Raw genomic sequence first — 24,780 nt, forward strand, 5'->3', positions numbered from 1 at the left:
CCGACGGTCAGTTCCGCGGCGCCGTCGGTTTCCGCGCCTCGATCGTCGCCGCGACGACGTACTCGCTCGGGTCGAGCCGGTCGTCCCACTCGTTGATGAACTCCGAACTGTCGTCTTTCGGATCGATCCGGACGTCGACGAACCCGGCGTCGATGAGCAGCCGTTCGATCTCCGCGACGGGCGACGCACCGGCGACGCAGGCCGCCACCGAGTCCGGGTCAGTTTCGAGGGACTCGGGAAGCGGCGCGGTCAACACGACGTCCGAGACGGCGAGTCGACCGTCCGGGACGAGGACGCGGAACGCCTCCGCGAACACCTGGCCTTTCGCCGGCGAGAGGTTGATGACGCAGTTCGAGATGACGACGTCGACGCTGGCGTCGGCCACGGGAAGGTGCTCGATCTCGCCGAGGCGGAACTCGACGTTTCGCGCGTCGTTCACTGCGACGTTCTCGCGGGCCTTCTCGACCATCTCGGGCGTCATATCGACGCCGATGACCTGTCCTCTGTCACCGACCTCGTTCGCGGCGAGGAAGCAGTCGAAGCCGGCACCGGAGCCCAGGTCGAGGACCGTCTCGCCCGGTTCGAGGTCGGCCATTGCCTTGGGGTTCCCGCAACCGAGGCCCAGGTCTGCGCCGTTCGCGACCGCTTCGATGTCGTCCTTTGAGTAGCCGAGTCGTTCGCTGTCCGTGCCTGTGCCGTCGTCGCAACAGCCCTCCCCGCCGCCAGTCCCGTCCTCACGACGGCTCTCCCCATTGCCCGTCCCGTCATCACAGCAGGAATCCGCGCCGTCGCCGGTGGCAATGTCGGCGTAGCGTTCCCTGACGAGACGGCGCTGTTCATCGGCGTCACGGTCGAGCGACGACTGCTCTGGTGGTGTGTCACTCATCGTCGTTCCCCAGCGCGTCGAGCGTGTCCAGAAGCCGTTCGGCGTCGTCGGTCAGTCCGTAGTACCGCCAGGACCCCTCTTTCCGTCGCGTGACCAGCCCCGCCGAGTAGAGCCGCGACAGAGCCTGGCTGACGCCGCTCTGGCTGATGCCGACGACCGCTTCGAGGTCGCAGACGCAGACGCTGCCCTCCGCGGCGCCGATACGGCGTACCAGTTCGTACCGGGTGTCGTTGCCGAGCGCCGAGAGCAACTGGACGTCCGCGACCAGCGCATCCTCCTCGACCTCGGGAATGGCTGTACAACACGCGTTTTCGGCCGAGTCGTCGGGTCGACAGGACTGGGATTCCGTTTCGGTAGCGTTCGGAGCCATTTCAGTGAATGGTAATATGAGTGCATGCTAATATAGCTGTTTCGACCGGAGGGAGACGAAATCTCTCTCACCTGGCACGGTCGTCGTGTACGGCGTTCGTACGCTCACGGACAACGACGACCGCTGCACTCGCCACTGTCGACGGGCGGGTTCGCGCTGACTACGTCACTCCAGACGACCCCGACGGCACGCCGTTCGAGGACGTCACGCTATGGTTGACGACGTGGACGGAACGGTACTTCACGCTGAAAACACCGGACCGATTCGGGCACCAGAATTCGGGGAGTTGGACAGAGAAAACTGGGTAACACGGCAGTTCTACGGCGCCCGGTGTTCACCTTGCTGACCATCCGGCGCTCCATTAGATTTCAGTTCCCACGGACGAACGAATCGGGGAAGTGTGGGTGCGCATCCTGAACCGCTGAAACACGAGATAGTCAGACCCCGGGAATGACGATACTTATTCCACTGGCCGAAGTTGGGTCAGCGACAGCCCGACGGCGCTCAGCGCTGCGGCGCCCAGGAGGAACGCCGTCGACCAGCCGACGCGGGTGATCAGCAGGCTCGCGACGACGCCGCCGATGGCGCCCCACACCTTCGCCGGGTACAGCACGAGGTAGCCAAGCAGCGTTTTGCGATTCCCTCTTCACCACAGTTCGCCTGTTACGGTCGGCGCAAGTCTCGTAGAGTACCGACCTGCGATAGATGAATCGATATTCACGTTAAGGAAATTATAGCGAATCCGCACGAAAAACTTAAATTATAATAGTATGTGGTGGAACTATGACTTGGGGTGGGAAGGGGTTCACAGTCCTGATAGCAGTACTAATCGTTGTCTCGACTATCACGCCGTACGCCGCTGTGGCCGGCGCACAGACGGACGCGTCCGGAAATCTCCCGACGGAAACGCGGGCGGGGAATCAGCCGACCGCCACGCCGACCGAGGGCCCGTTGACGACTGAACCAGGCGAGACGCCGAGTGAGACCGAAACGCCAACCGAGGCTCCACCAAACGAGACGGCGACTGCGACACCGGTCGGGCCATCGACCAACGTGAACGATTCTCGCGATGCTCCTGAAAATCTCACAAACGCTCCACCGGTGGTCAAGAAGTACTACGCCGCCGAGGCGATCGCGGACCTCGACGCTGGCGGCCATCACGGTCACAGTAGCCACATCGACAGGGCCCACGGCCGGATCAACAGGACGCTCCCGTACTACCAGGACGGAACGCGCGTGAACGACAGCGCCCAGTTCACCGACGATGCGGTCGGCGTGCGCGCGCTTGCTCACCTGCACAACACGAACCAGAGCGACGAGGCCGAACGGGCCGCCCAGCTGGTGTACGAAGCCGACGACGAATCGGCCCGCGTCGCCGTCGCGGACGCCCGCCGCGTCCTCGATCGTCACGGCGACGACATGGAGAATCAGGGTCTGCGTCGCTCGGCGGAAGCACACCTGGACACTGCGGAGCGGGCACTGGACCGGGCCGACCGCGCTGCGGAGCGCGGCGGCGACGGACGACGGTACTTCGGAACGCGAGCACAGGCGATCACCCAGCTTCGAACTGCACACCGCCACGCGAACATGGTGCTCAGGTTCGTCGGGCGCGACGTCGAGCCGACGGTCACCATCGACCAGCGGGCCGACCCCGTCCGAGGCGGAAACGGGACCCTCCAGTACACGGTCACTGGCAACGTGACTGCCGTCCAACCATCGTCCATCGAGAACGTTACCGTGACTATCAACGGCGAGCGGACGGTGACAGCCCACACGACTGCCCGCAACGTTGGCCCCGGCCAGCCGGTGCCCTACCAGGCGACTGTCAACCTTACCCAACGCGTGAACGATATCGAGGTCGGGCTCGCTGACGGATCGGCGACGAACGCATCGCTCGCCCTCGACGGCGACGGGTTGCCGGGAGAATACGAGCGGACGGTCACCGGGACCGATCCGCTGGACTACGACAGCGATAGTTCGTCGACTGGGGCAGACGAGGCCGATAACGGCGTGATCGATGGGAACGAGGACTTCGACGGTGACGGTCTCCGTACCCTCGCAGAGCGACAGTCCGGGACGGATCCGATGGCCAGTGACACCGATGGAGATGGACTCGACGACGGTGACGAGTACGCACTCACCCAGACCAGCCCACTCGACGCGGACACTGACGGTGACGGCACCCTCGACGGGGCCGAGGACCCGGACGGCGACGGCCTGACGAACCTCGCCGAAATCGAAAACGGCACCGACCCGCTCTACGCAGACGTCGACGGAGACGGTCTAACCGATCCTCAAGAACTCGAGTTAGGGACTGATCCGCTCCTGGCCGACACGGACGGCGACGGACTTCTCGACGGGGAGGAGCTGGATGCGCCGTTCAACACGGATCCGACGGACGAAGACACGGACGGCGACGGCGTCCGAGACGGGAACGAGTCCTACACGACGACGACTGGCAACGCCTCCCTGGGAACGACCGTCTCGCTCACGGGACCGGGGAACGTCGCGCGTAAAACGACCGTCGAGCGCGCACAGCATGCCCGGTTCTCCGCCAACCGCGCTTCATCGGACGTCTCGCTCAGCGACCCGGTCCACGTCGGCGTCGACGGGAACATCACGAACGCGTCGGTCACCATCGAATACGACAAGTCGGCGGTCCAGACGAACGAGTCGTCCGTTGCGGTGTACCGATTCAACGAGACTACCGGCGCGTACCATCGACTCCCCTCGACCGTGGACGCGGCCAACGACACAGTCACTGCCACGACTTCACACTTCTCGACTGTGATCGTTTTCGACGCGGGCGCTGCGTCGAAACTCATCCGTGAGCGGATGGAGGAGGCCGCTGCGGCGCGGTCCTCTGGTCCGAGCGAGACCACGAGGTTCGACTTCGAGGCCGACGACAAGGTCACGATCGATTCCGGCGAATCGGCGACGGTCAACGGCGCGACGTGGACCTGTCGGAACGACCCCCGGGGCGGTCAATACAGCGACACGCCCGTGAGCGGTACCTGTGAAATCGGCGACGGTGACGCCTTCGTCTCCGAGGAGACCAACCGGATGCGGTACCTCGAACACACGCTCACGCTCCCCGAAGCGGGTGCCGACGAAGGCGTCTTCGTCGAGGCTGACCTGACAGCACACGTCGAGTCCGCGTGGTCGAACTCGGCGGTCACACTCGTACTGGAGGACGAGAACGGCGAGGAATTCGACGTCTTCCGGATGGAGCAGGATTACGGCGGGTCGTCGCACACCGTCACCGCGAATCCGCGCGTCGACGTCTCCGAGTTCTCCGGCCAGGAGGTGACCATCTCGTTCCGTGCCGACGGCCGGTGGACGTACGATCGACAGGACACCAACGCCTGGATCCGGGTCGACGACTTCGCCGTCGAGTCGACTGGCGGCGCAGCCACCGACTCCGACGGCGACGGCATCAGCGACGCCTGGGAGGAGGGCGGCGTCCCACTGGCGAACACGACCCGGACCGTCAAGCTCGATCCGAACGACCCCGACACGGACGGCGACGGCTTGGAGGACGGTGAAGAGGTCGACATGGACACCTTCCTCGCCGACCAGGACCTCTCCGACGACGACGTCCTCCACTTCCCCGGGTACGCGTGGTCGAGCGATCCCAAATCGAACGATACCGACGGAGACGGGATAGTGGACGAGCGCGAACGGAAGGGGTGGACGATTCAGACAATGAACAGCTCGTCCGGGTCCGCCTACCAGTGGGCCGACGGGACAGTTCCGAACAACGGTTCGCTCGACGTGACGTCGGATCCGCTCGACCCCGACACCGACGGAGACGGGCTGTCTGACAACGTCGAGCGGGAGGTGACGCACACGGATCCGGACGACGAGCAGACGTACCAGATCACGAGCGATCACCAACAGTTCCTCGACCAGATCGAGGCGAACGGTAACGTCCGACTCGCCAGGAAGCTCCACGTCATCGACGACGACGAGTCCCTCTCCAGCGTCCAACTCGACGACGGCTCGGACGACTTCGATTTCGTTCTGACGAATGGGTCCAGTCCCCGGGATCGTGCGGTGTTTACTGCTCTCGACGGGGCCGAACGGACCGACCGGTGGCTCGATAGTCGCGAAGAGTGGAAGCACGAGACCGACCCCTGGGACGCTGACAGTGACGACGACGGCCTCACCGACGGCCAAGAAGTCCACGGGCTGACGCGTGCCGAACTCTACGTGTATAATACAGTCCCTGGCGGTGACTCGGAGTGGATCGTTGGACAGGACGACCAACTCAGCTTCAACACCAGTCCGAGAAATCCCGACACGGACGATGACGGCTACTGGGACGGCTGGATCGGTGTCTACGATGTCGGTCGGACGGACAACGTCGTCCTGTACAGGGAGCATCTACAGAGTGGCGACGGTATCGAAGGCGACGAGATCGTCTCCGAACAGACTGGTGTGCATCCTGTAACGGAAGCACCCTCCGCCGTTGGTGCGGATATCGATGGCGACGACGTAGACGAACACTCGAACATCCACGTCGGTGAACTTCAGTGGGGAACAGATCCAACCGGAGGGAGTACGCCGTCTGTCGGTGTGCGAGTAGAAGCTGATTTCGTGGCGGGATTACCGGAAGCACGTTTGAACAATAGTGTCTGGGAAGAGGGCATCGAGGACAACTTCGCACTCTACGGTATCGACGTGAATATAATTCGGGACGATACAGTGACCTCCCTCACATCCGCAATGGGTCAGACGAACGACGAAAACGCCGAACTGTATCTCTTCGTCACGACAGAGCGCCCGCTCGGTGACCCGTGGGGATTCAACCTGCACGCGACTACCGCTAGCTTCCCGATCGCACTCCCAGCGAACGGACATATGGTCTATGCGGAACCGATTTCGGAATCGGCAACGGACCCGTATGGATTAGTTTCGGATAGGGATGTAGATCGATCCCCCTACGACACGAAGACTGAGTTAGTAGCAGCCTCCGTGGAAATGCACGAACTCGCCCACTCGTTCTATATCGGGAGGGCGGATGACGGTGTGGCGCCACTACCGGTGGGCGAAGTGTATAGTGGTAGCAGTGGCGACGAAACGCCTGAACGGGTAGATATTAGGGGCGACCGCGAAGTAATATGGAGTATTATGAGGGGTGGATGGTCGGATAAATCGCTCCTCAGGTATAGAGACACCAGTTATTACGCCTTCAGTATCGAAGAACTGTATACCGTAGACAATCCCACCAAATGATACAGAGCGCACTCCGTGGTCTACTCGTCGTCATCCTGGTCGCTAGTAGCGGGTGTACGCTGTTCGGACCTGGCGACTCGATAGATTACAGCGGTGAAAAAGAGATATCGGACACTGGATTCCGAATGGAAGGCCAGATCACTAACGGGGTGAGGGGGACTCCCACGGAATTCGACGACGTTGGAGTATATCTCTATTCGGAGAATCGCACACTGATTCGTGCAGTAAGTGCCGGAACGCTCGTTCGGAAAGCGAACGTTTCGGTTCGAACGGAGGAGATACCCGAGTATATCGTCATTCACTCGCCGGAGTTCTGGGACGTGAGAAAAATCTCGGTCGTGTACTACGAATTAGTCGACGATGCCGATGGAATTTACAGCCCAAGCACAGTTTCGTCGAAGAGCGAACTACCAGCACATCCGTGAGCACGGGTTCTTATGTCGAATACCTCTCATAGGAGAATCAGCCCATGCCTCACTACCGAACTGTCGCCGCGTTCGCACTCCTCGGACTGGCGGTTCTCGTCAGCGGCTGTACCGTCTTCGGACTCGGGGACGACGTGACGAGCAGCTCGGGTGTGGGAAATAACGAACTCTCACCGTCCGGTCCCCTCTCCGACGAGCCGCCATACAAGCCGGTCGAACAGGTGTATTTCTCCCTCGACGGAACCGTCGTCGAAAACGACACGTTCGCGCACGTCTCCTTGTGCCTGTACGACCGGAACGAGAGCGTCATCGCCTCCCAGGACCTCGGTACGTTCACGACTCCCTCGACGGTGGCGAACGTTACTGTCGAGGCGGAACAGATTCCCCACTACGTTTACGTCCACCACCCTCGCTTCACCCAGATCAGCGGATTCGACAACGAGATACTAACTTACCTTCCCGACCGCCACGCCTACAGGGATGGTACCTCGGAAGACCTCCCGTTCGACACCAGTCGAATGACCGAGACGGGCTGTGAGCCGCCGAGCTGAGCAGTTGCAATCACCTACCCCCGGAAGCCCACGGCTTCAGCCGTGAGAGGTATCGGACTCCACGGGCCGAAGTTGGGTCAGCGACAGCCCGACGGCACTCAGCGCCGCGGCGCCCAGGAGGAACGCCATGGACCAGCCGACGCGGGTGATCAGCAGGCTCGCGACGACGCCGCCGCCGATGCCACCCCAGGCCTTCGCGGTGTAGAGGACGGCGTAGTTCTCCGAGGACCGGGCCTGACCGTAGTACTCGCCGACCAGCGACGGGACGATGGAGAACACCGGGCTCCGGAAAAACGCCGCCGCGCCGAGCAGGACGACGAACGGCAGCGCCCGCTGGGTAGCGCCGGTCCACACCGCCAGGGCGATGGCGACGCCGGAGAGCGTCACCGTCGCCGCAGCGGTCCGCTCGCGGCCGAGGCGGTCCGAGAGCCCGCCGATGGCCAGCAGGCCGGCACTGTCCGCGAGCGCGACGACCGACGCCGCCGCCGTCAGCACCGCCGCAGGGAGCCCGAACTGGTCGGCGAAGGCTACCGCCTTGCCGATGAGCATCAGCCCGACGGCGTTGACGACGACCAGCATCGCGTACAGGAGCCAGAACTGCCAGGTCCGGGCCGCCTCGCGCCAGGTGTAGGTCTCGTCCGCTGTCGTGGTCTGGTCACTCACGGCGTCGGGACTCTCGTCCCCTTCGCTCTCGTCCCCGTCGTCGGAACTCGAGGAGGGGTCCCGGAGCACGAGCGCGCCGGCGAACGCGATGGCGCCGGTGACGAGTCCGAGCGTCGCAACCGTCCCGAAGAAGTCCGTCGCAAGCCCGTCACGAACGAACGGGATGAACAGCACGCTCAGGCCGCCGTAGGCCATCGTCACGATCCCCGTCGCCAGCCCGCGGCGCTGGGTGAACCACTTGACTGGCGTGTTCACCGCGATGGTGTAGAGCGTGCCCGCGCCGACGCCGCCGACGGCGTACCAGAGCGTGACCTGCCACGTCGCCGTCGCGACCCCGGTTCCCAGGTAGCCCACGGCGAGGAGCACCGCGCCGACGGCCACCGGCAGGCGCGGCCCGTAGCGGTCGCGGAACCAGCCCGCCGGGAACTGAGAGAGCGTCTGGGCGACGAGGTAAATCGTATAGACCGTCCCCAGCGCCGCCTCGCTCGCCCCGAGTCGCATGCCGAGCGCTGGTCTGAGCGACGACCAGACGAACTGGTAGGACCCGGCGGCACCCATCCCGGCCGCCGCGACGAGGACGAGCAGCCACCTGGTCCGGACCGATCGATCCAGCATCTGCCCTCTGTCTCTCGGTCCGCTACTTGAACGATGCTATCTCGGGGCGGGGTGCATCCCCGATTGCTCGCACGCTGTCGGGCAGGGCGCAGCAGTCAGGGCTCGCGGTCGCCCACGGGCCGGACCACGGTCGACAGTTCGGTCCGTTCGCGCTCCGTCGTCGTCCGGAGGTCGAACGCGACGGCGAGAACGTGGGTCCAGCCTGCTCGTTCCTGGACGACGACGCCGTCGATGGCTTCACAGGAGCCGAATTGTCGGTCTGGGCCGGTCGGACAGTTAGCACTCGACCACCGGACGGCCAGCGTCTGGTTGTACGTGACGTTGCGGTGAATTCCCTCGTCGACGCGTGCGGTTTCGACAGTCGATAACCTGGGGTCGAGGTCAGATCGCACCGCGTTCACGGCAGCGTCGCGACTGCTCCATCGGAACGTCCCGGGGACGTCCACGCTCGCACTGTGGAGGCTCCGGACGAGCACCGATCGGGCTTCGGTCGACGGGTCGTCGTGTGCGCCGCTGGCGCGAACGTCGGCGTGGTACCCCAGTTGCAGGTACGCGAGCACCATGGGAATCATCGCGACGGCGATGATCACCGCCGCGACGAGCACGAGCTGTCCGCGCCGTCTCATACGTACCACACTCGTATCGTTACCGGGCCGGCGCGGGTCGTGACGGTCGAACGCCCAGTCGCGACACCGCGAGGCGTGTGGTAGCCGACGGCGCCGTGGGGCGTCTCGACCCGAAACAACAGGTTGTCGGTGAGGATGCGGTCGACGCGCTCGCGCAACGCGTCGCGTTCGCGCTGGAACGCCGTGTCGGACTCGACGACCTCCGCGAGCCTGGTCGCGCCACCGTGGCGTGGCTGTTCGTTCGAGAGGATCGTTGCGGTGTCGTGGGCATAGGCGTCGAGCTGGGGTTCTCGCGTATCCGGTGAAGGCACGCCGAGGGCGAACCCGAGTATCACACCGAGGACGAACACTATCCCGATGGCCACTTCCAGCAGCGAGAGCGGGAGCTGGGCTCTATCCATCGACTGTCACCACCAGCGTCGTCTTCGCCGTCTCCGGTGCGCGGTACGTTATCGTCACGCTCCCCTCGGGCAGGTTTCCGGCCCCTTCGAACCGGAGTCGCGTGGTCTCGAACCGCGAAAGCGCGACCTCGAACCGTCCGGACAGTCCGCTCGTGTTCCGCAGCAGTACCCGGTCGTTGGCCCTGACGGTCGTGAGCGTCGTATTCGCCGGCGGCGAGAGGTCGACCGTCGCCTTCGTCGTTCGACGGGGGAGCGTAATCGCCCGGTTCGGGCCGAGATCGGGCCGCAGGGTTCTCGTCTGTTGACGCTCGACGACAACGAGCCGCCGAAAGGTCGTCCCGTCTCCGACGTCGCCCGTCGTGGCGGCGGTCGTGCCGTTCGCCCGGAGGCGGAAACTGCGACCGTCCGCGACCGGAAACGAACGCTCTACCCCGCTTGCGTCGAGTCGACGCAGCCGCGTCGCGTTGAGAACGTTCGCGCGTTCGGTGAGCGGCGACTCGGCCGCCACGAGACGTTCGGCCAGTGACGAGGCGACGCGCCGCTCGTCGGCGTTCCGGTCGGCGCTCGCGAGCGCTCCGTCGGCGATAGCGAGCCCGAGACCGGTGAGGACGGTCAGGACCAGGAGTGCGATCGCGAGGGCCGGCAGCCCAGTCTGGGCTCGGTTCACGAGGATCCCTCCCGAAGTTCGACGGCGAGGCCGCCGGGGACGCTACGAACGGTGACGACGGTATTCGCTCCGCTCTGCCACTCGCCACTGAAACCGGTCACCGTCGGTGGAACTGCCGGTCGACTCCGCCGTGTCGGAATGTCTGGATGTACGAGGACGAGCGACCAGCCGTCGACCCTGATCCTGTAGGCTGAACCCCGAATCGTGGCGGGCAGGTCGACGGTCCGTTCGGATTGAGCGGTCGTCGTGTTCGGCGGAACCGTCCGTTCTATCTCCTCGCTCGCCATCGCGAGTACGCGTTCGCTCATCTCCGTGCCGACCGCGTCCCGGTACGTCGGGACGGCCGTGCCGAACATCGCTGTCGTCATACCGCCGACGAAAAGCACGACGATACCCATCGTAATCGTCTTCTCGACGACGGGCGTGACCGCGCGACTATCCATGGCCGACCTCCAGTCGCATGTCGTGGACGACCAGATAGCCGGTCCGGTCGCCGCCGAAATCGACGACGACGCTCGAGACGCCGTCGCCATCGACGTCGCGCACCGTCGTGGTGGCGTTCTGTTCGGCGGCGTACCCCTCGAAGGCACTGGGCGTCTCCGTTTCGATGGCGATCCGGTAGTTGCCCTCCCCGAGCGAGTGGCGAGTGTGTGAGACGTTCGTCTCGATGGGCGTCGTGACACCACCGGTGCCGCTGACGCCGCCGGTTCCATTGAGCCGTGGCACGCCGACGATCAGTACGTCCGACCCGCTCGTCACGGGCGGCTCGCGTTCCAGCCAGGCGTTCCCCTCCTGGCCTCTGATGATCGCCCCACCGAGGAACGCCACTCGCCGGTCTGCCGACTCGTACACGAGAGCGTCGGCGTCTATCGTCTGTCTCACCCCGGTCTCGTCGAGAACGCGTATCTCGCGGGTGACCGTCGAGAGCGTTCCTTCGGTGAACGTCACCCGTCCCCGTCTCGAACCGGTCGTCTCGACCGGACGGAGTGACGAGTCGAAGTCGGAAGCGACGCTCGCCGCGTCGGCGTGAGCCGTCTGGTCCTGGATGATGGCCCCAATGCTCGCGGTCAGCCCGCCCAGCGCGATGGCAGTCAGGCCGAGGAGGAGGACGACGCCCACGACGTGTGACTGCCCGCGGGCTCCGGTTCGGAGCGGTTGGGGCCGTTGGGGCGGAGCATCTGGCCGTCGACGGCTCCGTCGACGCGTCATATCATCCCGGCCCCCGCGAAGACGACGTAGGCGATGGTGACCAGTGACGCAGAGTGTAACAGCGCCTCGTAGAAGCCCCGGCTCGCCGTCCCGGCGAACCAGCCGCAGGCGAGCATCGTGGCTTGCGTCACGACGTAGAACCGGTGGCGGTCCCGCGCCGGGTCGATGGCGTTCGGATCGATCGTCAGCCCTTGCCCGCCGGAGACGGTCGAGAGCTGTGCGAACCCGTCGAGCACGTAGGTGTTGACGGCGACGACGATGCCGATGACGAGCAGCGCGGTGGTCCATCCCACCGCGACGTAGACGAGGAGCGACGACCGGAGCGCCTTTCGTTCGTGGTAGAGCGTCCCGATTTCGGTCTGTAGCGTCTCGAAGACGTCCTCCGCATCGCTCCCGGCGTCCAGTGCACCGACGACGAGCCCGATAGTCTGGTCGGCCATCGGCGTGCCCACGGACTCGACGAACCGGTCGAGGGCAGCGGCGCGGCCGTCGGTCGAATCCCCGGCCGGGCTCGACGTCAGTCCCAAGGTAAAGGCGAGATCGTCGACGTCGCTCTGGAGCGCACCGAGTTCCACCTCGCGCGCGACGCGTTCGACGGCGTCGCTGAACGGCCGCCCCAGGCTGACGTGACCCGAGACGGCGTGGACGAAGTCCTGGATTTCGCGGTCCTTGGCGTCGTCGAGCCTCGCTCGCCTGACGGAGACGACTCCGATGGGGAGACCGAACGCCGCGTACGAGAGGAGAAAGACGTTTTCGAGCCTGTAGTCGAGTAGCCAGAGCCCGACGGCCACGCAGAGCCCGATAGGTACCATCACGACCGTCGCACTCGCCGGATTCAGTGGGACGCTCTCGAGCAGCGGAAGCAACTCGTCGGGTCGTTCGTACGATGGTGGGCTCGCGTTTCGTGGACGGAGCGTCGTCACGACGAACGATGCCGTCGCGCCGGCAGAGACGACGAAAACGGCGCTCCCGAGGACGAGCAGTCCACGCACAGTCGTCGTTCCAAGCGGCGTGACGACCGGATTCGAGAGCCCAGGAGAGAGGACGCCCATGACCGTGACGATGAGGACCAGTAACGCCGGCAGGACGAGCAGGACGACGAACAGTTCGGCCACGAGTTCGAGATAGCCTGTCGCCCGTTCCTGGCGCCGTGACTGCTGGTGAGAGAGCAATCGACTCTCCATCTCCAGGTAGCCTTCGAGCGCGTTCGAACTCTGGTTCGCGTGTTCCCGAAACTTCAGCAGGAACGGGGCGAGCAGGTCGCGTGACGGCGTTTCGCTGGCCACGCGCTCGAGACCGTCGTCGAGACTCCCTGTCAATGCAGCGCGGTTGAGGGCCCGCCGAAACGCGACGGCCGTCTCCCCGTAGGCGTCCTGGTCGGCGACCCGTCGCAACATCGCTCGCTGGTCGTGTTCGCCGGAGGCGAGTACGCGGAGGTACCGGACGGCCCCCGGGAGCGTCGCTTCGATGTCGGCGCGACGAGCAGACGCTGCCCAGCCGAGATAGGTCCCGCCGGCTCGGATCAGGGCCCATCGGGTGAGGACGGCGACGACGACGCCCGAACCGAACGCGAGCGTGGCCTGAGGGACTGCGGGCCAGGTGATGCGATTGATCACGGGGATGCCGTCTTGCAGAAACGCGACGCCCCCACCCAGGACAGCGTCCGGAAGGAGTGTGAACGTACTGAAGACGACGAATCCCAGGGCGAGACTGCTCACCCAGGCGAGACCGTAGACTCGCGCCAGATAGAGGTCGAATCCCGTATCGAGGTCGGTCGCCCGGTACCGTTCGCGGTCCCGGTCGTGCTGGTCTCCGTCGGCGTGCTGGGCGAACAGCGCGTAGAGTCCCCGGTCGATCAGGTTGAGCTGTCGCGGCGGTTTACTCGTCCCCATCCGAGCCCTCCGTTCGTCCATCGAGCACGAGCTCGCGTCGTAACCGCTCGACGGTAGCCGCCTCGTTCGTTTCCAGGTCGGCGAGGACTGTGAATAGCTCGTCCACGTCCGCTATCCCCTCCTTGACGAGGTACCTGACGTATCGATGGCGTCGGTGGAACATCGCTTCGACTTGGTCCACCGGTTTGTTGATCTCTTCCGCCAGTCGATCGAATGTCGCGATGGTCCCGTCGCCATCGCCTCCACCGTCGAGCGACGGATGGTCGTAGGCGAACTGGTAGTCACCGTCGTGGTCTCGCCAGGCGACTGACGTCCAGTACACCGTCGTCCCGTCCCTGCGGATCGTGCCGCGCCTGTCGTCGTCCCGGTCGAGACTCCTGTAGGTCGTTTCGTCGACGAGCTCGATGACCTCGCCGACGTAGCGGTCGTCGCCGACCCGTTTCGGGAAGACGAGCAGGTCGATCTCCTGCAACAGATACGCCGGCAACCCCTGTTCGATGATCCTGTTTACGAGCGTCTCTACGTCGTCGGCGTGGGTCGTCCCGATGAGGCCGTGGCCGGTGTTGAGCGTCTCCGCGAACGTCTGGAAACTGGCCGGCGTGTTCACTTCCGCGATGACCTCGACGTCCGGGTTGAGGTAGTTACACTCCGTCATCAGGTCGGCCATCGTCACACGGCGGTGGTCGCGCTCGTGGTCGCGGGTCGAAAGCGAGACGCCCGTCTCGTGGGGAATGTGTACCTCGCGCGACCCCTCGTCGATGCTGATGGGCCGGTCGCGATAGGGGATAAATGGCATGTGGGCGTTCATCAGGGTCGTCTTCCCGACTCCCGTCGGGCCACAGAAGAGAACGACGCTGTGGTGTTCGTACAGTAACCAGAGCAGTGCGACGAGTTCGGTCGACATCGAGCCGGCGTCGACCAGGTCGACCGGCGTCATCGGGTCGGTGGACTGTTTACGGATCGAGATGTGTGGGCCGTCCTCCGAGATGGTCGGGAGCGCTACGGCACACCGTATCGTCTCCTCGACGCCTTCGGGCGAGAGGTTCACCTTCGCACTCGGCGTCGAGGCGTTCAGTTCCGTCCCGTCGTCGGCCGCCAGTTTTGTGACGACGTTGACGAAGGAGCGCTCTTCCTCGAAGACGAGGTTCGTCGGCACTCTGCTGTTGTGGCCCACGTCCGCCCGCGGGACGACCTTGATCCGTTCGCCGACCCGGTTCGCCTCGATGTCTTCGAGAGTGGGGTCCCTCACCGGAATCGTGAGCTTCCCGTAGCCGACCAGGTCCCGCAGGACGTAGTACAGGAGGTCTTCGAGTCGGTCGTCGGCGAAGCGGTGGTCGACGGGTGGGACGGTCAGGTCGTACTCCGCCAGCGCGGTCCGAACGCGGTAGGACAGGGCGTCCAGCCAGGCACGCGTATTCTGGATCGTCAGCTGACGGGAGAGCAACGTTCTCGCCCGGTCGCGGACGAACCCGACCTCGTCTTCGAGGACGCCGTCGATACTCGCCTCCCAGACACGCGTCTTGCAGTCCTCGATCAGGTCCTCGTCGCCGGGGAGCAGGTCCGGTTCCCTGACGGCGTACTTGGTCGTGAAGGGGTCCTCCCCGAGCAGGTTCTCCCGGTAGACTATCACGGGGACGTCGAACTCGTGGAACGTGACGCTGTGTTGTTCGATCCGCTCGCTGGCGAACCGTTCGAGGAACTCCGTATCCGGATCCAGATCGGTCCGCGCCGGGGCGAAGTCGTCGGTGTGGACGAGCACCGACTCCGCCGTCACGTCGGCGACGTCGATCCGGTCGTCGAGCGCGTAAGGCGTCATCTCGCCGAGGCAGGTCAGCGAACAGAGTGCGTGGTAGTCCAGGCGGCGGCGCGCTGCGGGCGAACAGTCGACGAGGCGGTCGATGACCGTCCGGTGTTTCGAGTCGAATCCCGATTCCATCCGTTCGACGGCCCCTTCCCGCGTTCGCGGTCGTTCGACGTGTGCGCTTGCGAAGTACTCCTCGACCCGGTCGCGTGCCTCCTTTCCGTGCTCCGTGAGTCCCGGTTCGCGGACGTCGTAGACGAACTCCTGGCGGCTGTCCAGGACTGTCACTACTACCCCGGGATAGATTTCGTTCTGGGAACGCACGTCCGGTGCGTACCAGGCGTCCGGGTCCCCGGGAGGCACCGGTGCTGGAACGGTTGGCGACGCCGGCTGTTCGGTCCCGCGCGTGACGGCCATGGCAGTTGGTGGCTACCAGTTGCTACTTAAATTTTAGCATGAGGGATCTGTGAAATTGGCGGGCCGATCAGTTCCGAAGAGACTCGCCACTTGCGCCCAGTCTGTGACGTACTCGGTCCTCCTGTGGAAATGGTCCGCGTGATCAAACCGTTCGGTCGGTTTGCGACCGCCGCAAGCACGTGACGAAATCGGTCTCCGCACTAACGCTGATACCGGACGCATACGTAGCGAGGAATACCGATGGTTCCCGACGACGGTTTCGCGGCAGTCCTCGACCAGTCCGACGACGAACGGGGCGAAGGCAGTCCGAGAACGCAGACTTGCCTTCGTGAGCCTGTCCAGGGTTGGCCCACCCAGCAATCGACCCGACCGTCCAGCGACCGATGAACCACCACGAACTCGTCGACGTCGTCGCGATCCGACTCAGTGGACTCCTCACCCGCGACCAGAAACTCTTCGAGCGCTCGGTCGACGCGCCGGCGCTCGTCGACGTCGCGCCCGACGCGGAGGTCACAGTCGAGAACGCCACGGCCGCAGGCCAGCACGCCGTCGACGTCGAGACCCCACTCGGCACGTTCCAGGCGGCGTACCTGCCCTGGCAGTGGCGCGGGCCGGCGTATCCCACCGTCGTCTACCACCACGGGAGCGGCGAGCACCCCTTCGAGTTCGGGCGCTTCGCGTCGAGTTCGTTCCACGGCCTCTTCGTCGGCCACGAGGACGAGTTGCCCGTCAACATCGTCGGCCTGCGGGCCCCGTTTCACGACCGGTCTTCGACCGAGTACGCACGGGCTCTGGGTGACCTCCGGAACTTCGTCGGCATGGTCGCGTCGTCGGCCGCGCTCTTCGAGGCAATCCGGGCCGACCTGGCCGACAGGAGCGACGCGCCGGTGGTCCTCGCCGGGACGAGCCTCGGCGGGTTCGCGGCGAACCTCCACCGGGCCTGCTTCGGGACGGCGGACCGGTACGTCCCGTTGCTCGCCGGCGCGGCGTTCGGCGAGCTGTTCGTCTCGTCGGTCTACCGGCATCTGGTGGCCGACTCGGCCCTGCGTCGGCCGGACCGCCTGCGCGAGGTGCTCGACTTCGCCGACGAGTTCCGCGCCGTCGAGGCCGACGACTGCGCGCCGTTGCTCGGGAGATACGACCGGATCGTCGAGTACGACGTCCAGCGGTCGTGTTACGAAGGGTTTCCCGTCGCGGTGCTCGAGAAGGGGCACGTGACAGGCGCGCTGGCGGCGGACTTGCTTCGGAGGCACTTCCTGGATGCAGTCCGGGAATCCGAAGACGCTGAATAGTACGATTGGAGCCACGTTTGGCTTCTGCTGGACCGAAAGCCGGTGTAATCGCAGGCCGCAATTCCGCGAAGTAGTCACGACCCCACCAAGCCACGTCCGAGTCGAGTGACTCGCTACTCCTCGCCGACGGCCACCCGCTCGCCCGACGCCGCTGATTCGAAGATCGCCGCCAGCGTGTCGGCATGGGCGACGCTCTCCTCGCGGTCGAGCCGCGGCGAGACGCCGCGTTCGACGCAGTCGGCGAAGTGTTCGACCTCCAGCCGATAGTGGTCGGTCGCCTCGAAGCGCTCGGTCACTTCCCGGCCGTCGACGGCGTAGGTGAGGGACGTCTCGTTCTCGACGCCGACATCGAAGGTGGGCTCGGCGCGGAGCCAGCCGTCGGTCGTCTCGACGCGGTAGTACTGGGTCAGCGGCGTCTCGAAGCCGCACTGGACCCGCGCGACGGCGCCGGAGTCGTACTCGAGGACGCCGGCCATCTCGGTGTCGACGCCGCAGTCCCGACCGTCGTGGGTGGTCGCGTACACGCGGTCGGGTTCGCCGAGGAACAGGCGCGCCGCGTTGACGGCGTAGGTGCCGACGTCGAGAATCGACCCGCCCTCCAGGTCGGGGTCGAGTCGGATGTCCTCGGCGCCGTCGGGCATCCGGAACGTGAACGTCGACGTGACGGCGCGTACTTCGCCGAGTTCCGACTCGACGATCTCGGCGGCGCGCTCCGTGAGCGGGTGGAAGCGATACATGAACGCCTCCATCAGCGTGACGCCGCGCTCCTCGCAGTAGTCGAAGACGGCGGCGGTCTCGCTCGGGTCGCCGGTGACTGGCTTCTCGCAAAGGACGTGGAGCCCGGCGTCGGCGGCGGCCCGGATCCACTCGGCGTGGAGGCCGTTGGGCAGCGGGATGTACACCGCGTCGACGTCGGCCTCCTCGAGGAGCGCGTCGTAGCTCCCGTAGGCCTCCGGAATCCCGAACTCGTCGGCGACCGCCTGCGCGGCGGATTCCTCGCGCGAGGCGATGGCCCCGACCTCGTGGTCGCTCGCGACGATCGCGGGAATCACCGACGCAACGCCGATATCGGCCGTGCTGAGTACTCCGAATCGCATACCTAGGTATATTCGGACTGCAACCTAAACCCATGGGTATCGACAACACCTGTTGTGAACGGGTGACGTCGCGTCGCTCGCCGACGTCGGGCGCTGTCGTGCCGCTGGGGCCAGGCCTTCGAACGCTCGATTCTCGAGCCTGAAATGTCAGTCTTACACACTACTACTGAAATTGGGTGATATTGTCGAATCGTTGTCGCCCGTTCGTTCGAATGGACAGCCGGAACGTGCAGATTGGCCGTCGTTGGAGGGCCTCGCCCGGACTGTACCGCGTCGTCCGTTTGCTGTCTGACCGGGCGGCCCGACCGGGTCGGTGGGTGGTTGGGACGAACACTGGGCCACGGAAATTTCAGGTCGACGTCGTGGGAACCCGCGAGTGACCGGTTCGCCGGTCCGCGAACGAGGTCGTCACCGCTTGCGCTGCGAAACGCATGGTCTAAATGACGGGAATAATATAAATTCGATCACCAATCAGATTTTCGGATACTTTTTGTGAGGCACGGTCGCGGGCGGACGACCAGTCGGGTACCCTCCGCTCCGTCTGCTCACTCGCTGACCGACTCGACGGCGACGTCGGTGAACAGCGCCCGATCCTCCGTCGGGACGTGGCGTTTCTCCCCAGTGATCTCGAACTCGGCGGTCGATCGGATGTCTTCGGCCGACCGCCCGACGCGGAGTTCGTAGGCGCCGGAGTGGACCGACAGGCGCTCGGCCTCGTCCAGGAACGCGAACTGGGTCGCGTCGAGTTCGAAGGTGACTCGCACGCGCTCGCCGGGGTCGAGGGAGACGCGCTCGAACCCCCGCAACTGCTGGACGGGGCGGACCAGCGGCGGGTGCCGGTCGTGGGCGTACAGCTGGACGACCTCGTGACCGGGGACGTCGCCAGCGTTTGCGACGGTGACGCTCGCCCGAATCGTCCCGTCCGGCCGAATTTCCCCGGCGGAGAGTGCCAAGTCGCCGTACGTGAACGTCGTGTAGCTCTCGCCGTGGCCGAAGGGGAACAGGGCGTCCCCTGGCGTGTAGACGTAGTCGTTGCGGACGTCGTTAGGCTTACGGCCGTAGTGGACCGGCAACTGGCTGGCCGAGTGGGGCAGTGAGACGGGGAGGCGCCCGCTCGGGTTGTGGTCGCCCACCAGTACGTCGGCGACGCCGTTGCCACCTTCTTCACCGGGTAGCCAGGCGTGCAGTACGGCGTCGGCGACCTCGGTCACCGATTCGAGCGCGTGGGCCTTCCCGCTCAGGACGACGGCCACGAGCGGCGTGTCCGTCGTCGCGACGACGTCGAGGAGCGTCTGCTGGACGCCGGGGAGCGTGAGGTCGGTGACGTCGCGGCCCTCACCGCTGGTCGACACCGACGGACGCTGGCTCGCCGCCTCGTCGGTGTCGCTGTGGTCGACCGTCGAGTTGCCGCCGACGAAGGCCACGGCGACGTCGGCCTCGGCCGCGGCGTCGGCGGCGTCCGCGACGTCGGCCATCGAAGGGCCCGTGAGCGTACAGCCGGGCTCGTGGGTGACCGCGTCCTCGCCGAGCCTGTTCTCCAGTCCGTCGAGTGGCGAGACGATGTCGATGCCTGCGGCCTCGTCTTCGAGTTCCGGAAAGTGCGCGAGGTAGGCGTAGTCGCCCAGGAGTCCCTCTGTGGCGTCGGCCTTCGGGCCGATGGCGGCGATAGAGTCGCCCTCGGAGAGGGGGAGCAAGCCACTCTCGTCTTCCAGGAGCGTCACCGACTCCCTGGCCGCTCGGCGGGCCAGGTCGCGCTGCGCGGTCGTTTCGAACACCTCGTCGACCGCGTCGGGGTCGACGGGGTCGGCCTCGAACAGCCCCTTCCGGACCTTCGTCCGGAGCACGCGGCGGACGGCTCGGTCCACGACCGACTCGTCCAGGTCCCCGTCCTCGACGGCACCGACGAGTTCGTCGTAGGCCTCTATATTCGCCAGTTCCACGTCGATGCCGGCCGAGAGCGCCGCGACGGCGGCCTCGCGGTCGTCGGCCGCGACGCCGTGTTCGACGCGCAGATTCTTCACGGCGCCGTAGTCCGAGACGACGAGGCCGTCGAAGCCCCACTCCCCGCGGAGGAGGTCGGTGAGCAGCCAGCGGTCGGCCGCACACGGGACGCCGTCGACGTCGTGGTAGGCGTTCATCACCGACTCGACGTCGGCCTCGCGGACGGCGGCCTCGAAGGGAAACAAGTGTTCCTGCAGCTTTCGCGGTCCGAGCGAGACGGTCCCGCGGTTCTTCCCGCCCTGGGGCGCGCCGTGACCGACGAAGTGCTTGACCGTGGCGGCGACGCCGTCCGTGGGGCCGTCGCCCTGCAGCCCGTCGACGTAGCGACAGCCCATGCGGGCGACCAGGTAGGGGTCTTCGCCGAAGGTCTCCTCTGTGCGGCCCCATCGCAGGTCCCGGGCCAGGTCGAGGACGGGTGAGAGCGCGTGACGCACGCCCAGGGCCTGCAACTGCCGGCGGATCTCCGTCGTGCACTCGGCGACGAGGTCGGGGTCCCACGTGCTCGCGAGCCCGATGGCCTGGGGGAACGTGGTCCCACCGGGGCCCATGTAGCCGCTGAGGCACTCCTCGTGGGGGAGCGCCGGAATCCCGAGTCGGGTGTCGGCGAGGACGTCCTGGGCCCCGTTGACGGTCGCGGCGGCGTCCTTGGGAAGGAGGTCGCCCTCCCCGCAGAGCCGGGTGAACTCGCCGATGCCGTCTTCGAGGTGGCCTCCGGCGTGGTCGGGGTCGAACTCGTCGCCGTCGAACAGCACCGACGGGGCCAGCCCGCCGAGCTGTGCGACCTTCTCCGCAAGCGTCAGCCGGTCGAGGAGGTCGTCGACCCGTCCGTCGACCGATACCGACGGGTCACGGTAGCGAGGGCTGTCTGCATCTGCCATGGATACCAGCGCAACGGCCGACCCGAAAAGCGATCTGGTTCGAAACGATCAATTGATACGAATCAACTGTCCTGCCCGTCGTCTGGCGGGTTTCGGCCGGTCCTGACGGAGCCAGAGCACAACTGTTGGGGGCCAGTGGCGGGACTCACCCCGGCGGGCCGTCCCACTCGTGGCCGGCGTCCTGGGGGTCGTAGCCGATGGCGGCGCGGGCGTGTTCGAGGTCGAACCACCGGTTCTGATTGTCGCTAACGCCGAAGAAGATGCCGTACTCGACGCCGTCGTCGGCGAGACAGCACTCGACCTGGTGGGCGAAGTCCCGCCGGGACTGCCAGGTGCACTTCATCCGGGCGACTTCGCGTTCGTACGCCTCGCTGTCGCGCTCCCACTCGCCGTCGTCGACGCCGGACTCGGCGTTGCCGTAGGGGTGGTCGTACGCGGGCATGTTGACCGTCCCTGTCCGGAGCGCGTAGAACCGCTTCGGGTAGTCGTACGCCTCGACGTAGTAGCGGCCCAGGTCCTCGCCGAAGCTCTTGGTGGCGCCGTAGAACGAATCCGGGCGCACCGGGTCGGTGTGGTCGAGGACGAAGTCGTACTCACCGTGGTAGAGTTCCGGGGCGAACTCCCGCTCGTAGTTCCCGACGACGTGGTTCGACGAGAGGAAGACGACCGTCTCGATCTCCTCCCGCCGGGCCGCCTCCAGCGCGTTGTACGTCCCGACGACGTTGGGCTCGAACACGTCCGACCAGTCGCCCTCGGGTTGCGGGAAGGCGGCCATGTGGACCATCGCGTCCCGGCCCTCGGAGGCGGCCCGGAGTTTCTCCTCGTCGGCGACGTCCCCGACGACGGTGTCGTAACCACCGTAGGGGTGGTCGTCGGGCCTGTCGGAGCGGTTGTAGTAGGTAAAGTCGTACGCGTCGTCGTCGTGCAGGTGGTCGATCAACGCCGTCCCGCAGCGACCGTAGGCTCCCGTGACGAGGACGTCCATACCGGATCCGGTCGACTTGCGGGCATTAAAATGCCGGTTTCGGGAACGCCGAACGGGACGGCTGGCCCGGACGTCGATACCGGACGTGCTCGGCTACGCGTCGCTGTAGCGCTCGAGGGCGTCCTCGTCGACGGTGATTCCCAGCCCGGGTTCCTGTGGAACGGCGAGAGTCCCACCGCTCGGGTCGAACGGCGTCTCCAGGATGTCGTCCCGGAGCGGGTTCTCGCTCCGGTCGAACTCCACCATCATCGGGTCGGGGACGTTGCGGGTGTGGGGGTAGTCGGCGACGCTGGCGGCGAACTGGACGGCCGCAGCGAGGCCTACGGCGCTGTTCCAGATGTGCGGGCGGACCGCGACGTTCTCCGTCGAGGCCAGGTCGGCGATGCGGCGGGCCTCGGAGAGGCCGCCACAGCGCGCCAAATTGGGCTGGACGACGTCGACCAGGCGGTCGTCGATGAGTCGTTTGAACGCGAACCGGCCGTAGTGGGCCTCGCCGGCGGCAAGCGGCACGTCGACTTTTTGCTTGAGTTCGCGGTAGCCCGACTCGTTCTCCGGCGGGACGGGCTCTTCCATCCAGGTGATGTCGAACTGCTCGATATCCCGTGCCAGCTGCAGGGCCTGGTCGGGCCGGAGGTTCCCGTTGACGTCGACCATCAGGCGGGCGTCGTCGCCGAGGATTTGCCGCGCGGTCCGGACGCGCTCGACGTCGGTGTCCGGGTCCGCGCCGATCTTGATCTTGGCGGCCTCGAACCCCGCGTCGACGGCGGCCTCGATCGGCTCTTCGATCGGGCGGTCGCGCTCGGTGTAGTACATCGTCGACGCGTAGGGCAGCAGTTCCTCGCACTCGGTACCGCCGAGCAGGCGGTGGACGGGCCGGCCGACGGCCTTGCCGCGGATGTCCCAGCAGGCGACGTCGACGGCGCTGACGACGCTCTGGACGAAGACGCTGCCGCCGAAGTGGTAGGGGTTCGTGTACGAGCGCGTCGCGAGCGACTCGACGTCGAAGGGGTCCATCCCGACGACGTCCTCGCGGAACAGTTCGTCGACGGTGGCCTCGACGATGGGACCGGGCGCGAACGCCTCCCCCCAGCCGATGGTGCCGTCGTCGGCCTCCAGTCGCAGGAGCGTCGTCGCGCGGTCGTGGCCGAAGCTGCGCGCGTCCCCGAGCCCCTCGCCGTCCGGGAGGGTGTGCGAGAGTCCGTGGACGGTCAGATCGGTAATCTCCATGTCTCAGACCGGTGGCGGGCGGTGCATATAGCTTGCGAGGGACGGGGCGCTCGTCGTTGAAACGGGTCTGTTGAAATCCTTTGCTTCGGAATACCAGCGCGTGCACCAGCAGGGCAGTGCGTCTGTGAGTTGACCAATGGTTTGTCGAGGACGCCACCAGTAGAATCGACAGAAGTATCCGAGTCTCTTGGCGGATTACAGGTATGGGTTCAGAGTCTGATGCGCTCCTCCGGTCAATCCGTTGCTGGATATTGGTCTGTGTGATTCTCCTCGGAGCTACGGGTATGACGGTCGCAGACACGTTGTCCTATACAACGGGTATTAAAAGCTTGTCCGGCCAAATCGCCTTCTATGGCGGTTTTATCGCCATGATCGCAGCCATCCTAACGCTCCTTTTGGGCGTCACCAAGACACATGCGAGTGACTAATCAGGTACCTACGTACTCAACACAGCTCCCGGAAGCGTTCAACGAGACACCTGTATTGCCCACAACTGGGTCAGAATGTATCGATTGCTGCCGATTTCAACGGAGTGGGTGAAACCACCGCAGAACCCAGGTAGACGATGGGTTTATGCGAGCGGGCCCGGAGCTTTCGCCAATGCCTCTGTCAGCCGATGGGGTGCGCGAGCACCTGCGGGGCGTCGCGGTCGGCCTCCTCACGCCGTTCGACGACGCGGGCGACATCGAACACGAGAAGATCCAGGCCAACGCGCGGGCCCTCTCGGAGGAGGGCATCCAGACCTTCCTCGCCGCGGCGAACATCAGCGAGTACCACTCCCTCTCCCGCGACGAACGCATCGCCGTCACTGAGACGGCCGTCGAGGTCCTCCCCGAGGACGCGTGCGTCCTGGCCGGCGTCGGCGGCAGCACCGCCGCGGCGACGGACCTCGTCGGCGCGTACGAGCGCTGCGGCGTCGACGCGATGATGGTGATGCCGCCCGACCACACCTACCTCCACGAGCAGGGACTGCTCGACTACTACCGCGAACTCGACGCCGCCACGGACCGCCCGCTCGTCCCCTACGTCCGCGGGTTCGACCCCTCCGTCGACTACCTCGCCGACCTCACCCGTGTCGACGGCGTCGTCGGGATCAAGTACGCGCTGGCCGACGCCGTCAAACTGGGCGCTGGGGTAGCGGCCGGTGCGGACGACGTCGTCTGGGTCGACGGCCTCGCCGAACCCTACGCCGTCTCGTTCTGGGCCGAGGGCGCAGAGGGGTTCTCCGCCGGCGTGAGCAACTTCCGGCCCGAGGTCGGCCTGGCGCTGTTCGACGCCCTCGAAGCGGACGAGTGGGAGCGGGCGCGCGAACTTCGGAACGCCTGCCTGCCCTACCAGCGCTTCCGCGACGACACCGGCGCGGACAACACGATTCCTGGTGCGGCGAGCGTCCCAGCGGTCAAGGAGGGCCTCGAACTCGCCGGCCTCCACGGCGGGGCGGTCCGGGAACCGATCCGGCCGCTCACGCCCGAGCAGCGCGAGCGCGCCCGCGAACTGTACGCCCAACTCGACGACGACCTCGACCGGCTGGTCGACTGA

The 24,780-nt window shown here is 65.8% G+C and carries 20 protein-coding genes; 5 read left to right on the forward strand and 15 right to left on the reverse strand.

The genetic code is table 11. The features are described 5' to 3' along the window. Positions 1–7: 7 nt before the first annotated feature. From arsM to AC5FRV_RS10210, 3 genes are all read right to left on the reverse strand, one after another. Complete coding sequence (gene arsM, locus AC5FRV_RS10200) at positions 8–886, reverse strand: arsenite methyltransferase (RefSeq protein WP_493560988.1); 879 nt, start codon at positions 884–886, stop codon at positions 8–10. Then, entirely contained in the window at positions 879–1,256 is a 378-nt protein-coding gene (locus AC5FRV_RS10205) for an ArsR/SmtB family transcription factor (protein WP_493560989.1), read from the reverse strand. Before AC5FRV_RS10205 ends, arsM begins: the two co-directional genes overlap by 8 nt. 460 nt (positions 1,257–1,716) lie before the next feature. After that, positions 1,717–1,869, reverse strand: coding sequence for a hypothetical protein (locus tag AC5FRV_RS10210; protein ID WP_493560990.1), 153 nt, complete (start codon positions 1,867–1,869; stop codon positions 1,717–1,719). A gap of 488 nt (positions 1,870–2,357) precedes the next feature. On the opposite strand from AC5FRV_RS10210, the gene AC5FRV_RS10215 reads away from it, so the two are divergent. From AC5FRV_RS10215 to AC5FRV_RS10225, 3 genes are read left to right on the forward strand one after another with little or no spacing between them, the layout of a single operon-like run. Beyond that, positions 2,358–6,494: a hypothetical protein gene (locus tag AC5FRV_RS10215; protein WP_493560991.1), complete on the forward strand. Its 4,137-nt coding sequence runs from the start codon at positions 2,358–2,360 to the stop codon at positions 6,492–6,494. Beyond that, positions 6,491–6,919: a hypothetical protein gene (locus tag AC5FRV_RS10220; RefSeq protein WP_493560992.1), complete on the forward strand. Its 429-nt coding sequence runs from the start codon at positions 6,491–6,493 to the stop codon at positions 6,917–6,919. Before AC5FRV_RS10215 ends, AC5FRV_RS10220 begins: the two co-directional genes overlap by 4 nt. A 44-nt stretch (positions 6,920–6,963) precedes the next feature. Further along, positions 6,964–7,470, forward strand: a complete 507-nt coding sequence (locus tag AC5FRV_RS10225) for a hypothetical protein (protein WP_493560993.1) — start codon at positions 6,964–6,966, stop codon at positions 7,468–7,470. A gap of 36 nt (positions 7,471–7,506) precedes the next feature. Here the strand turns inward: AC5FRV_RS10225 and AC5FRV_RS10230 are convergent, their stop codons facing one another. The 8 genes from AC5FRV_RS10230 to AC5FRV_RS10265 form a co-directional block, all read right to left on the reverse strand. Continuing rightward, complete coding sequence (locus AC5FRV_RS10230) at positions 7,507–8,748, reverse strand: OFA family MFS transporter (RefSeq protein WP_493560994.1); 1,242 nt, start codon at positions 8,746–8,748, stop codon at positions 7,507–7,509. Positions 8,749–8,843: 95 nt separating this feature from the next. Then, the gene (locus tag AC5FRV_RS10235) at positions 8,844–9,374 is read right to left on the reverse strand and encodes a DUF7261 family protein (protein WP_493560995.1); all 531 of its coding nucleotides are present in this window, start codon (positions 9,372–9,374) and stop codon (positions 8,844–8,846) included. Continuing rightward, a complete protein-coding gene (locus tag AC5FRV_RS10240; protein ID WP_493560996.1) occupies positions 9,371–9,775 on the reverse strand; it encodes a DUF7262 family protein in 405 nt (134 codons plus the stop codon). Before AC5FRV_RS10240 ends, AC5FRV_RS10235 begins: the two co-directional genes overlap by 4 nt. After that, complete coding sequence (locus AC5FRV_RS10245) at positions 9,768–10,442, reverse strand: DUF7263 family protein (RefSeq protein WP_493560997.1); 675 nt, start codon at positions 10,440–10,442, stop codon at positions 9,768–9,770. Before AC5FRV_RS10245 ends, AC5FRV_RS10240 begins: the two co-directional genes overlap by 8 nt. Further along, positions 10,439–10,885 (reverse strand): DUF7266 family protein, encoded by a 447-nt coding sequence (locus AC5FRV_RS10250; RefSeq protein WP_493560998.1) that lies wholly within the window; start codon positions 10,883–10,885, stop codon positions 10,439–10,441. Before AC5FRV_RS10250 ends, AC5FRV_RS10245 begins: the two co-directional genes overlap by 4 nt. After that, the gene (locus AC5FRV_RS10255) at positions 10,878–11,651 is read right to left on the reverse strand and encodes a DUF7289 family protein (protein WP_493560999.1); all 774 of its coding nucleotides are present in this window, start codon (positions 11,649–11,651) and stop codon (positions 10,878–10,880) included. Before AC5FRV_RS10255 ends, AC5FRV_RS10250 begins: the two co-directional genes overlap by 8 nt. Then, the gene (locus AC5FRV_RS10260; RefSeq protein WP_493561000.1) at positions 11,648–13,564 is read right to left on the reverse strand and encodes a type II secretion system F family protein; all 1,917 of its coding nucleotides are present in this window, start codon (positions 13,562–13,564) and stop codon (positions 11,648–11,650) included. Before AC5FRV_RS10260 ends, AC5FRV_RS10255 begins: the two co-directional genes overlap by 4 nt. After that, a complete protein-coding gene (locus AC5FRV_RS10265; RefSeq protein WP_493561001.1) occupies positions 13,530–15,761 on the reverse strand; it encodes a type II/IV secretion system ATPase subunit in 2,232 nt (743 codons plus the stop codon). Before AC5FRV_RS10265 ends, AC5FRV_RS10260 begins: the two co-directional genes overlap by 35 nt. 344 nt (positions 15,762–16,105) lie before the next feature. On the opposite strand from AC5FRV_RS10265, the gene AC5FRV_RS10270 reads away from it, so the two are divergent. Further along, positions 16,106–17,053: an alpha/beta fold hydrolase gene (locus AC5FRV_RS10270; protein WP_493561002.1), complete on the forward strand. Its 948-nt coding sequence runs from the start codon at positions 16,106–16,108 to the stop codon at positions 17,051–17,053. Between the two features lie 113 nt (positions 17,054–17,166). On the opposite strand, the gene AC5FRV_RS10275 is transcribed toward AC5FRV_RS10270, so the two are convergent. The 4 genes from AC5FRV_RS10275 to AC5FRV_RS10290 all read right to left on the reverse strand — a co-directional run bounded on the left by AC5FRV_RS10275 (position 17,167) and on the right by AC5FRV_RS10290 (position 23,241). Continuing rightward, on the reverse strand, positions 17,167–18,150 hold the full coding sequence (locus AC5FRV_RS10275; RefSeq protein ID WP_493561003.1) for a Gfo/Idh/MocA family protein: 984 nt from the start codon (positions 18,148–18,150) through the stop codon (positions 17,167–17,169). Positions 18,151–18,695: 545 nt separating this feature from the next. Further along, complete coding sequence (locus AC5FRV_RS10280; protein WP_493561004.1) at positions 18,696–21,029, reverse strand: glycoside hydrolase family 3 N-terminal domain-containing protein; 2,334 nt, start codon at positions 21,027–21,029, stop codon at positions 18,696–18,698. Between the two features lie 145 nt (positions 21,030–21,174). Next, the gene (locus AC5FRV_RS10285; RefSeq protein WP_493561005.1) at positions 21,175–22,014 is read right to left on the reverse strand and encodes an NAD-dependent epimerase/dehydratase family protein; all 840 of its coding nucleotides are present in this window, start codon (positions 22,012–22,014) and stop codon (positions 21,175–21,177) included. 93 nt (positions 22,015–22,107) lie between these two features. Then, positions 22,108–23,241, reverse strand: a complete 1,134-nt coding sequence (locus tag AC5FRV_RS10290) for a mandelate racemase/muconate lactonizing enzyme family protein (RefSeq protein WP_493561006.1) — start codon at positions 23,239–23,241, stop codon at positions 22,108–22,110. 600 nt (positions 23,242–23,841) lie between these two features. Between AC5FRV_RS10290 and AC5FRV_RS10295 the strand changes: the two genes are divergently transcribed. Beyond that, the gene (locus AC5FRV_RS10295) at positions 23,842–24,780 is read left to right on the forward strand and encodes a dihydrodipicolinate synthase family protein (protein WP_493561007.1); all 939 of its coding nucleotides are present in this window, start codon (positions 23,842–23,844) and stop codon (positions 24,778–24,780) included.

Source organism: Halomicrobium sp. HArcel3, assembly GCF_058933135.1.